7 protein-coding genes and 1 pseudogene are annotated in these 11,666 nt (G+C 50.6%); 5 read left to right on the forward strand and 3 right to left on the reverse strand.

Going from position 1 to position 11,666, the window contains the following annotated elements; all coding sequences use genetic code 11:
• Position 1: 1 nt before the first annotated feature.
• The 5 genes from J5A66_RS03985 (at position 2) to J5A66_RS04005 (ending at position 8,367) form a co-directional block, all read left to right on the forward strand.
• Positions 2-1,756: an ABC transporter ATP-binding protein gene (locus J5A66_RS03985; protein WP_211791190.1), complete on the forward strand. Its 1,755-nt coding sequence runs from the start codon at positions 2-4 to the stop codon at positions 1,754-1,756.
• Between the two features lie 31 nt (positions 1,757-1,787).
• Positions 1,788-3,515, forward strand: a complete 1,728-nt coding sequence (locus tag J5A66_RS03990; RefSeq protein WP_211791191.1) for an ABC transporter ATP-binding protein — start codon at positions 1,788-1,790, stop codon at positions 3,513-3,515.
• 325 nt (positions 3,516-3,840) lie between these two features.
• Positions 3,841-6,225: an RND family transporter gene (locus J5A66_RS03995; protein ID WP_211791192.1), complete on the forward strand. Its 2,385-nt coding sequence runs from the start codon at positions 3,841-3,843 to the stop codon at positions 6,223-6,225.
• Positions 6,226-6,269: 44 nt separating this feature from the next.
• The gene (locus tag J5A66_RS04000) at positions 6,270-7,049 is read left to right on the forward strand and encodes an outer membrane lipoprotein-sorting protein (protein WP_211791193.1); all 780 of its coding nucleotides are present in this window, start codon (positions 6,270-6,272) and stop codon (positions 7,047-7,049) included.
• A 10-nt stretch (positions 7,050-7,059) separates the two neighbouring features.
• Entirely contained in the window at positions 7,060-8,367 is a 1,308-nt protein-coding gene (locus J5A66_RS04005) for a DUF1302 family protein (protein WP_211791427.1), read from the forward strand.
• A 134-nt stretch (positions 8,368-8,501) separates the two neighbouring features.
• On the opposite strand, the pseudogene J5A66_RS10160 reads toward J5A66_RS04005, so the two are convergent.
• The 3 genes and pseudogenes from J5A66_RS10160 to J5A66_RS04020 form a co-directional block, all read right to left on the reverse strand.
• Positions 8,502-9,461 (reverse strand): annotated as a pseudogene (locus tag J5A66_RS10160) (tyrosine-type recombinase/integrase); the annotation flags it as partial.
• A 538-nt stretch (positions 9,462-9,999) separates the two neighbouring features.
• Positions 10,000-10,353 carry a hypothetical protein gene (locus J5A66_RS04015; protein WP_249110026.1) on the reverse strand — a complete coding sequence of 118 codons (354 nt, stop codon included), beginning with the start codon at positions 10,351-10,353 and terminating at the stop codon, positions 10,000-10,002.
• Between the two features lie 19 nt (positions 10,354-10,372).
• Positions 10,373-11,614: a site-specific integrase gene (locus tag J5A66_RS04020; RefSeq protein ID WP_211791198.1), complete on the reverse strand. Its 1,242-nt coding sequence runs from the start codon at positions 11,612-11,614 to the stop codon at positions 10,373-10,375.
• Positions 11,615-11,666 lie beyond the last annotated feature (52 nt).

The following is an 11,666-nucleotide window of genomic DNA, read 5'->3' on the forward strand; positions in this document are numbered from 1 at the left end:
GATGATAAGAATACTGAAACGCTTAGGACATTACATGGGAGGGCGCAAGACGTTGCTGCCCTGCTCGGTTGTGCTGTCGGCAGTGAACGGACTGCTGTCGCTCGTACCCTTTATTTTCCTGTGGTTGGTGGTGCGCACGCTGCTCACTGCCGACGGAAACCTTGCCGATACGCCCGTATGGGACTATGCCATTGCGGCGTTCGCGGTGTCGGTGGCGAATGTTCTGCTCTATTTTGCCGCCCTCATGCTCTCGCATCTTTCCGCTTTCCGCATCGAAACCAATATGCGGCGCACTGCCATGGAACGGCTGATGCGTGTGCCGTTGGGCTTTTTCGACACGCAGAACACGGGGCGCATGCGCAAGATAATAGACGAGGATTCGAGTCAGACCCACACTTTCGTGGCACACATACTGCCCGATGTGTCAGGCAGCGTGGTGGCTCCGATAGGCATTATAGTACTTCTGCTTGCCGTAGACTGGCAGTTGGGCATTGCCGCAATGGTACCGATAGTGTGCGCCTTCGGCATCATGGGCTACATGATGAACCCTAAGAACAACGATTTCCAGCGTATGTACCTAGACGCACAGGAGAAAATGAGTGCCGAAGCCGTGGAATACGTGCGCGGAATACCCGTCGTGAAGGTCTTCCAACAGACGGTATTCTCGTTCAAACGCTTTCACGACAGCATCATCAACTACCGCGACCTCGTCATCAGATACACCCTTCTGTGGCGCATGCCCATGTCTGCCTACACCATAGCCATCAATGCTTTCGCCTTTCTGCTTGTGCCTACGGGCATCATACTGATAGGGCACGGCGGCGAAACTTCCATCATCGTTTCCGATATGGTGCTGTATGTGCTCATCGCACCCATCATTGCAGCCAACGTAATGAAAGCCATGCACCTCAGTCAGAACCTCTTTCTGGCAAACGAAGCGGTAGACCGATTGGAGAAACTCACTGCCACGCCACCGCTTCCAGAAAGTTCCGAGCCCGAGAAAGCGGCAGCCTTCGACGTCAGCCTGCGCAATGTGTCGTTCCGATACGAAGCGGCGGAGTGCGATGCCGTAAGCTACATCGACCTCGACATACCGCAAGGCAAGACCGTTGCGCTGGTGGGAGCGTCCGGAAGCGGCAAGACAACCATCGCAAGGCTCATTCCACGTTTCTGGGACGTGCGCGAAGGCAGTTTGAAAATAGGCGGTGTGGACGTTCGGCACATGGATAAGGCAACGCTGATGCGCAACGTGTCGTTCGTGTTTCAGAACACCCGACTGTTCAAGACCTCCATTTTGGAGAACATACGCTACGGCAATCCCGATGCAACCATCGAGCAGGTGAACCGTGCCGTAGACCTCTCGCAGAGTCGGGAAATCATCGAGCGGCTGCCACAGGGACTGAACACCGTCATAGGAGCGGAGGGAACATACCTCTCTGGCGGCGAGCAGCAGCGCATAGTGCTTGCCCGTGCCATTCTGAAAGATGCGCCCATCGTGGTGCTCGACGAGGCTACTGCCTTTGCCGACCCCGAAAACGAGCACCTCATCAGGCAGGCATTTGCCCACCTTACTTGCGGAAAGACCGTGCTCATGATAGCCCATCGACTGACCACCGTGCAAGATGCCGACAACATTGTCGTGGTGGACAAGGGCAGAATAGCCGAACAGGGCACCCACCGACAGCTCATGGAGCAAGCCACATTATATTATAGGATGTGGAACGAATACCAAAAGTCGGTGGCATGGAAACTATAAATCTAAACCTAAACAGAAAGGACACAAGACAATGATAAAATATCTTCAACAACGGTTCGCCCTCACCGAAAAAGGAGCGAAAGACTTGCGGAAAGGCATCGCCTTCTCTACATTGATGAACCTCGCATTGATGCTGCCGCCCACCTATTTGTTCTTCTTCCTCATGGAGTACATCGACTCCGAGACGCCCACCGAGCCGCACACGCTGTGGTTCTATGTGCTTGTGGCTTTGCTCTTGGCGGTGCTTATGTTCTTCATAGCCCTCCGACAGTACGACAGCACCTACACCACCGTCTACAACGAGAGTGCGCAACGCCGCATCGGAGTGGCAGAAAAGCTACGCCGACTGCCCCTCGCTTTCTTCGGCGAACGCAACCTTTCCGACCTCACCTCTACCGTGATGGAAGACTGCACGATGCTCGAGCAAACCTTCTCGCACGCTGTTCCCCAGCTGTTTGCGTCGGCTCTGAGCGTCGTCATCATCGCCGTGGGTATGTTCTCCTACAACTGGCACTTGGCTTTAGCCCTCTTTTGGGTCGTTCCGCTCGCCGTAACCGTACTGCTGCTGTCGCGCCGTCAGCTCCACAAAGCCTTCGTTCAGCACTATAAAGTGAAGCGTGGCGTAACCGAACAGATACAGGAAGGACTGGAATGTATGCAGGAAATAAGATCGTACAGTGGCGAACAGGCATACTACCGCAGCTTCGACAAGCGGCTGAAGGGCTACGAACGCGAACTTGTGCGCGGCGAACTCGTGGCAGGTGCCTTCCTCAACCTCGCCGGAATGTTGCTCAAACTCGGCATGCCCACCGTTATATTGGTGGGAGCGTGGCTGTTGCAACAGGGCGAAGTGTCGGTATTCACCTACTTGGCTTACCTTTTGGCATCGGCAATGGTCTACAATCCCATTATCGAAGTGTGCAACTACCTTGCCCTGCTCTCCTTCCTCGACGTGCGCATCAACCGTATGAAGGAAATAGAAAGCATGCCCACGCAGGAGGGAAGTGCAGCCGTACAACTCGATAACTACGACATCGAGTTCCGCAACGTAAGTTTTGCCTACGAAACCGCGAAGCAAGTGCTGCACAATGTCTCGTTCACGGCACGCCAAGGCACCGTTACCGCCCTCGTAGGGCCGTCGGGTGGAGGCAAAAGCACTACTGCCAAACTCGCCGCACGCTTTTGGGACATCTCTGACGGACAAATTCTGGTGGGCGGAAACGACATCTCGAAGATTGACCCCGAAACGCTGCTGAAACACTATTCCATCGTCTTTCAGGACGTATTGCTGTTCAATGCCTCTATTGCCGACAATATCCGCATCGGCAAGCGCAACGCCACCGACGAGGAAGTGCGCCACGTTACCCGACTGGCGCAGTCCGACGACTTCATCAGCCGAATGCCGCAAGGCTACGATACCGTCATCGGCGAAAACGGCGAAACCCTTTCGGGTGGCGAGCGGCAGCGCATTTCCATTGCCCGTGCCCTGCTGAAGAATGCCCCAATCATACTTCTCGACGAAGCTACCGCAAGCCTTGACGCCGAGAACGAGACGAAAATACAAGCGGGCATCTCCAAACTGGTGCGCAACAAGACCGTTATCATCATCGCCCACCGTATGCGCACCGTCCGCAATGCCGACCACATCGTGGTGCTTAGTGGCGGTACGGTGAGCGAACAGGGAACGCCCGCCGAACTGTTGGCACGCAACGGCGAGTTCGCCCACATGGTTCGTCTGCAACAGGAAAAACGGCAATGATACCCCTACACCAATCGCTCGCAAAGGATTATGGCAAACAGCAACAGCCTATGGCTTACGACGCGTATGGCGACCGTGCAAATTGGACACGTTTGTCCAACAAGTTAGACAGACGAGTCCAATGAGCTGGACAAACGGGTCCAATAAGTTGGATAAACGTGTCCAATTCCATAAGTATTAAAGGTTTCCGGCGATTGTTCAGGAGTAGTAATAACGACCGGTCAAAGGTAGTAATAACAACCGTTCAGAGGTAGTACTAACGACTGTTCAGAGATAATACAGACAACCGTTCAGAAATAGTAATAACAACAAAGATAAAACAACAATGAAAATCGTAAAAATCAACAGTAAATTCAAGCAGTTGGCAGACTGGATACTCTGCCACCGTCTTGTGGTCGGTGCGTTGTTCGCAGTCATCGTCGCCTTCTCGTTTGTGGGAGCGAAGCGCATCGTGATGAAAACTTCGTTCGACGACTATTTCGTGAGCGACGACCCGATGCTGCTCAAGACCAATGAATTCAAGTCTATCTTCGGCAACGACTACTATGTGGCGGTGCTGGTGAAAAACAAGAACATCTTCTCCCAACGCAGCCTGACGCTCATTCGCGAACTGAGCAACGAACTGAAAGACAGCCTGTCGTATGCCGACAAGGTAACGTCGCTCACCGATATTGAGTTTGCCGTAGGTACGGAGGAGGGTATGACCATCGAACAGATTGTCCCCGACGAAATACCGTCTGATGCCGCTTCGCTGAACGTAATCCGGCAGAAAGCGTACAGCAAACCGTATTTGGCAAAGAAGATGGTGTCAAACGACGGCACGATGACGTGGATTATGGTGAAACTGCGGCCGTTCCCCGAAGACAGCGTGTGGAAAAAGACGAGCGACATTGCGCCCGATATGATTACGGGCAAAGAAGCGGGACACATTATCGGCAAGGCGAAATACGCCGAACTGTCGCCCAACGCCGCGGGAATGCCCTATCTGGGCTACGAGAAATTCGTTTATCTCAAAAGCGAACTGGGGCGGCTGTTCCTCTTTGCCTTCATCATCTCCATCGTTGTGATGCTCATCGTAACCCGTTCGCTGCGCGGCGTTGTTGCACCACTGCTCACGTCCGTGTTCGGACTGCTCATCAGTTTCGGCATCATCGGCTGGACGGGCATCTACATCGACATGTCCACGACAATGATAGCCGTGATACTGACTTTTGCCTGCTCCATCGCCTACAACATTCACCTGTACAATTTCTTCAAGACGCAGTTTGTAGAAACAGGCAAGCGCAGGGAATCCATCAAGGAAGCCGTAGGCGAAACCGGTTGGGGCGTGTTGCTGTCGGGACTTACCACCGTGGCTGCTATGATGACGTTCCTGTCCATGAAGATAGTACCGATGCGAGCCATCGGCATCAACACCTCGCTCTGTCTGCTTGCCGTGCTGCTCACCTGCCTGCTGCTCACACCCATCCTGTTGTCGTTCGGCAAGGACCGCCAGCCTGCCGCCGATATGTCGAAGAGTTTTGAAGGATATATCGGCAAACGATTCGAACAGTTCGGCAGTTTCGTGATGCGCAGGCATCGTTCCATTGTCGTTTCGTCGGTTGTGCTGACCATCTTCTGCGGTATCGGACTCTTCTCCATCGAGCCTGCGTTCGACATCGAAAAGACGATGGGGCGGAAGATTCCATACGTAAAGAAATTCCTCGACCTCTGCGAAACCGATCTTGGTTCGATATATTCCTATGACCTTATGATTACCTTGCCGCACGACAACGACGCCAAGAAGCCGGAGAATTTGCAGAAACTTGACCGACTGGCGGAGATTGCAGGCGGCTACAAGCTGATGAAACGCCACAATTCCATCACCGACATCGTGAAGGACATGAACTGTACGCTCAACGGCAACAAGCAGCAGTTCTACCGCATTCCCGACAATGCCGATATGGTGGCGCAGTTGCTGTTGCTCTATGAGAATGCGGGCGGTACGGAGTCGGAATACTGGATGGATTACGACTACAAGCGGCTGCGGTTGCAATTGGAGATGAAAGACTACAACTCCAACGAGGCGGAAAAGGAAATGAACGACTTGCAGGCGGAGGCGCGCAAACTCTTTCCCGGCGCACACGTCTCGGTGGTGGGCAGCATACCGCAGTTCACCGTGATGCAGCAGTATGTGGAGCGCGGGCAGATGTGGTCGATGCTGTTGTCGGTCTTGGTCATAGGCGTTATCCTCGTGCTTGTCTTCGGCAACTGGAAAGTGGGGCTCGTTGGGATGATACCGAACATTGCCCCCGCCATCATCGTGGGCGGTATGATGGGTTGGCTGGGCTATCCGCTCGATATGATGACAGCCTCGCTCATTCCGATGGTCTTGGGTATTGCCGTCGACGACACTATCCACTTCATCAACCACAGCCATGTGGCATACGACAGGTGCGGCAATTATGCAGAAGCCATCAACCGAACCTTCCGCACCGAAGGACTCGCCATCGTCATGTCCACAGTCGTCATCTCGGCTACGTTTACGGGCTTCGTCTTCTCCGATGGCACACAGATGCGCAATTGGGGCATTCTGACTGTTGCCGGTATGATGTCGGCACTGCTGGCAGACCTCTTTCTCACGCCAATTCTTTTCAAGTATCTCCGTGTGTTCGGGAATGATAAGCGGACTTCCCCGGGAACGACGAATGGACTTCCCTGGGAACGATAAATAAATTTCCTTGATAACAACAAAACACCATAAAATATAACGATATGAAAACAAAACATTTCACATTGCTGCTCATCGCCATACTGGCGGTGTGCGGCGCGCAGGCAGCAGGGCTGTCGGGCAGAGACATCATGCAGAAAGTAAGAAACCGCGCAGACGGCGACACACGTTCTGCCACCATCGAAATGACGCTCATTCAGAAGAGCGGCCATAAGCGTGTGAGGAAACTCGAATCGTGGGCAATGGACATAGGCAATGATACGAAGAAAATCATGTTCTTCACCTATCCCGGCGACGTGAAGGGTACGGGATTCCTCACTTGGGACTACGACAATACCGCCAAGGTGGACGATAAGTGGCTCTATCTTCCGGCAATGAAAAAGACGAGGCGCATCAGCGGGAAGTCGTCGAAAACCGATTACTTCATGGGCAGCGACTTTACCTACAACGATATGAGCGCCCGCAGCGTGGACGAAGAGAAGCATACGCTTCTGCGCGAAGAAATGTTGGGCGGTCAAAAATGTTGGGTGGTAGAGTCGGTACCCAACGACAAGGATGAGATTTACACACGCCGCGTCACCTGGGTTCGGCAGGACTGCCTGATGGCGATAAAGGCGGAATACTACGACAAGCTGAACAAGCTGCACCGTAGGCTCACGATTTCCAACATAAATAAAGTGCAGGGCTTCTGGACGATGCACCATATGCAGATGGAGAATGTACAGACGGGACACAAAACCATTATCCGTATGGAAAATCAGAAGTTCAACGTAAAGGTATCGCCTAACCTTTTCACCGTTTCCCAACTTGAGAAAGGACTCTGATATGAAACCGATGCGATTATGTATGCTCTTGCTTGTGCCGATACTCTCGGTGCAGGTATCAGCCCAAATCGATAATACATTGCCGGCCGATAGCGACACCATCGGTTCGGAATGCACTCCGCAGGAAACGGTCAATGCATCGGACGATAACGCCTTGCAGGTGCAGGTGAAAGGTTTTCTTGATACCTACCATGCCGTCAGAACAGAGGGACGCGCCGACTGGATGGCTTCGCGGACTCGGGCGCGGGGAGAACTCAAACTCGAGAAAGGGGCGGCTTCGCTCTTCCTATCCCTGAACGCCACCTACAACGGAATATTGAAAGAACGCACAGGACTGGAATTGCGCGAGGCTTATCTCTCTTATGCAAAGGGCAACTTCGACCTGCGCGTGGGGCGGCAGATTGTCGTATGGGGCGTGGCGGATGCACTGCGCATTACCGATTGCGTGTCGCCGTTCGACTATACTGAGTTTCTCGCACAAGACTACGACGACATTCGCATGCCCGTCAACGGACTGCGTGCAAAATACACAAGAGGTTCGGTCACCCTTGAAGCCGTGTGCAATCCTGTGGTAGACTTTTTTATTCTGCCGACAGACGAGCGCAATCCGTGGGCAATACGCCTGCCGTCTGCACCACTGCCTTACACCACCGACTTGGAAAGCGGCAAGCCGGAGAAGAAAATCAGGAATATGGAGTTTGGCGGACGGGCAAGCGTCAATCTCAGCGGAATAGACTTCTCCGTGAGTGCCTTGCGGACGTGGAACAAGCTGCCCGCCCTTTGCCCAGCCCTGTCGGGCGATGGAAGGACGCTCTACATCAACGGACAGTACCGCCGTATGACGATGTTGGGTGCCGACTGCTCATTGCCCGTCGGTCAGTTTATCCTCCGCGCCGAAGTCGCCGAGTATATAGGCGAGGCACAAGGAAGCGGCTTGGGGCAGAATGCCGTGCGGCGCAACACCCTCAACGCCCTTGCAGGGGTAGACTGGTATCCGGGTAACGACTGGAACATCAGCGTGCAGTATTGCCATAAATACACATCGGGCAATCTCGCAGCACTCTCCGTCTATCGCAATGCCGGGCTTGCCACAGCAAGACTCTCAAAGGAACTGCTGCACAACACGCTGAAACTCTCCACCTTTGCCTACATCGATGTGGCAAGCGGCGGCATTTTCAACCGCCTTTCCGCCTCCTATTCTCTCAACGACGATATAGAACTAACCGCCGGTTACGACTATTTCCATGCCGACAAAGGCAAGTTTGCCATGTATGGTAAGAACTCCGAAGCGTGGGTGAAGATGAAATACAGTTTCTGACTCCATTTTAAATGCACGAAATGACTATACTCAAAATAAAAATATCATGTGAAGATGCATAAAGAAGAAAAGTAGAATGTAGTCATGGGGGAGTAATGTTTGTTTTCTCCAACTACATTCTAACTTTCTTTCTATCACAATTTTATATCTTTTGTAGTTATGTCGTGGGTTGATATCGGTGAAAGAGAAGTTTCCTCTGTCTGATGTTTCCTTATTAACCTGTCCATCTCCTCCAAAATCTTATTGTCGGTTATTTGTGCATAGATTTGAGTGCTTGAGATAGAGGTGTGCCCCATCATTTTGGCAATGCTCTCAATGGGGATTCCTGCACTTAAACTCATTGTGCCAAACATGTGCCTTGCCATATGGTAGGACAATCACTCTCTGATACCACAAGCTCTGCTCACGATACTTAGCTTTACGTTCATCACTCTACGGCTGCAATTACAGTGAAAGACAAGGCCATTGCCTTTTTTTTCACCATTTGTCTTTCTTTATTCATTGGTTGTTCTTCCTTACATTGATTGATGAGGGCTTCCACTATCGAGTGCAGAGGCACAATAAACTCTACTTTCGCCTTTTGCCATTCCTTTCGGATATATCTTTCTTTGTCCGTCGACTGCCGTCTGGATATGTTCAAATTGCAAATGTTCCATATCAGTAATTGCCAAGCCTTTAAAACAGAAAAATCCGTCTTGCTTGTCTCGTCTGTTTGTTAAGAATCTTTAATGCTGTAAGTTTGGCAACTTCGCTCTTTTGCAGAAAACGTATCTTTTGTTCCGCTTTCTTGTACTTGGCATTCCCAAAAGGATTGCAATGGATGAGCCTTTAGCTGACCCCATGGTACATCAGCCTACTCAACCAACAAAGGTAACGATTCATGGTTACTATTGCCATACTTTGCCCTTTCAAATAGAAGCAGTATTCCTCAAACTAATCTTCCGTTATAGTGACTATGGCTATATCCGCCATTCTCTTATCTTTTACGAACTCTGTAAGTAACTTGTCTGAATAGAAAAGATTCTGATAAGTGCTTCCTGCTCTTGACTTGCCCACGCACTCTTTACGGATTGCCGTTCAGCTTTACTCATGGCAAAGCGTTCCTCACTTACGCAGGAAACTGCCGGCCAAAGCAAAAGCCACACGAGTGAAAATAATTCAGTTACCGAATGCTGTACCATCGTTATCTACATCAAAAAGGTAACACTCTGGTAATTGAACTTCTGCCTAAATCTGTATATTCCTGCCCTTTACAAATAGACTAGTTTTATGCAAATCATCCCGTTTCATACTCATTATCAGTTAGTTTACATCAACTTCGATATTTCTCCATTTTCATTGATTAGTTACACACACGCAGAAATTTCTTCTCGCAAAGAAATAAATTTATTTACGGGAAGCAATTTGGGTGCATACCCTTATCTATAAAATCGCAAATAACAGCAGGTGATATCTTTTGAGAATGTAACAAAAAATAAAAGTCGTCCTTAACTTTGCAAGCAACTATGAGATGATAAAAGCAAAACGTGCCTGCAAAGTCTATTACAAGCAAAGTCCTCCTTCGGCATCTTTACCGTTGGAGGGCTTATTCCTCTTTACTTTCTTATTATCTATTCTAGATCTGTTTGTGTGTTAATTAACACATGCTGCATCAAGACAGAAGATGATAGATGTTTCTGGCTTTCGACAGAGGGAGCCTGTGACTTTCTTGCGCAGTTGGCGGGCAGCAGAGCTATCGATGCGGTAGGCAAGAGCAAGCAATAAGTCGAGGTTGTAGACATCAGCGTAGTTGCCGTTCTCTAAGACTGCGAACTGTGTCGTGTGGTACGGCAGCAACACACCCGAGCGATATATCGCCCGAATGGTATGCCTGATATGTGTTGCCGTGGTGTTGAACAGTTCGGCAATTTCAGCAAGGGTCATCCATATCTCTCCCAGCGGAATATGAAGAACGGGAGGCTCAAAGGTAATTATATTGCGTTTCATTGTCTTTTCTCCTTTTTCGTTAAATGAGGGTTGCTGCGGCATGATTGCTGATGTCGGTCAGTTTTGTGGAAAGAGTATCCATTTCCCTACCTAATTTTTCGTTGGTTATCTTGGCGTATATCTGCGTGCTGGTGATACATTTGTGTCCCAACAGACTGCTAACCGATTCGATGGGCATGCCGTTAGAAAGACATACTACCGTTGCCATAGTGTGCCGGGCTACGTGCCATGTGACATGTTTGTCGATGCCGCATTTCTTCATGATGGTTTTGAGGAGATTGCAGCAGTAGACGTGCGAGGGAATGGGAAAGAGATATTCATTGCGGCTGAGTCCGCTATACTTCTCGAGGATTTGCAGGGGAATATCGAGCAATTTAACGTTTACCTCCACGCTTGTCTTCTGTCGGCGGGTACGTATCCACACATCGCCGTCGAGTGGACTGCGGACGATATTCTCTTCCCGAAGGTTCTTCAAATCAATGTAGGCAAGTCCCGTAAAAGTGCAGAAGAGAAACATATCGCGAATGAAGGTTTGTGCGGGTGTGAGTTTGGGGACACCAATGAGCAGTCTGATTTCTTCCTTTGTCAGGAACACCCGCTCGGGTCTTTGCTGGCTGATATTGTAATCGGAAAAGGGATAGCGAACCAGCCAGCCGTTCTCCACGGCTCGATGCATGAGCATCCGCACAGGAAAACTATAAAGCCAAACGGTGTTATGGCTCAAATGGCAATAAGTGAGCAGAAATGTTTCGAGGTCGGTGGCAAAAGTGGGTTGGATTTCTTTTAAGGCGATATCGCTAAGATGGTGTCTGGTTTGCAGGAAGCTTTTCAGATGCTTATACACGGCATGATATTTTTGAAGGGTTCGCTTGGACTTTAAGCCGCATTCCACCTTTTGGGCGTAGTCTGTCAGGAAGTCGTCGTAGAGGGTGATGAGGGTATGTTTGCGGTATTCCAAGCCTTGAAAGGCATTGCGCACCTTTTCGGCGGTGACGAAGTTGTCGCGCTCCATGATTTCCTGATAATGTTTTGTAATGGCGGCACGCAGCTTGTCGAGTGCACGATTGATATCGCGTGCCGTGATGCTTTTGCCAATGGCTCGTCCGCCTTTGATGCCCCAGAGTTTTGCTTCGATGGAAACCTTACAGCTGAACTGTGCCTGTGTGCCGTCCACGGTGATGCGTCCCATGATGGGCGAGGTGCCGTCTTTCTTTACCTTGTTCTTCTTTAAGTAGAAGATGACTGAAAATGTACTCTTCATTGTGTTCCTTTCTTTGTTTGCAAAATTATTCAATGCAGAGTCATTCGTCACT

It is taken from the genome of Prevotella sp. oral taxon 475 (genome assembly GCF_018127805.1).
Lineage (GTDB): Bacteria > Bacteroidota > Bacteroidia > Bacteroidales > Bacteroidaceae > Prevotella.

Bases quoted from the DNA above. Each gene is read 5' to 3' on its own strand.
- J5A66_RS03985 (WP_211791190.1), top strand. From the start codon at position 2: ATGATAAGAATACTGAAACGCTTAGGACATTACATGGGAGGGCGCAAG.
- J5A66_RS03990 (WP_211791191.1), top strand. From the start codon at position 1,788: ATGATAAAATATCTTCAACAACGGTTCGCCCTCACCGAAAAAGGAGCG.
- J5A66_RS03995 (WP_211791192.1), top strand. From the start codon at position 3,841: ATGAAAATCGTAAAAATCAACAGTAAATTCAAGCAGTTGGCAGACTGG.
- J5A66_RS04000 (WP_211791193.1), top strand. From the start codon at position 6,270: ATGAAAACAAAACATTTCACATTGCTGCTCATCGCCATACTGGCGGTG.
- J5A66_RS04005 (WP_211791427.1), top strand. From the start codon at position 7,060: ATGCGATTATGTATGCTCTTGCTTGTGCCGATACTCTCGGTGCAGGTA.
- J5A66_RS04015 (WP_249110026.1), bottom strand. From the start codon at position 10,353: ATGAAACGCAATATAATTACCTTTGAGCCTCCCGTTCTTCATATTCCG.
- J5A66_RS04020 (WP_211791198.1), bottom strand. From the start codon at position 11,614: ATGAAGAGTACATTTTCAGTCATCTTCTACTTAAAGAAGAACAAGGTA.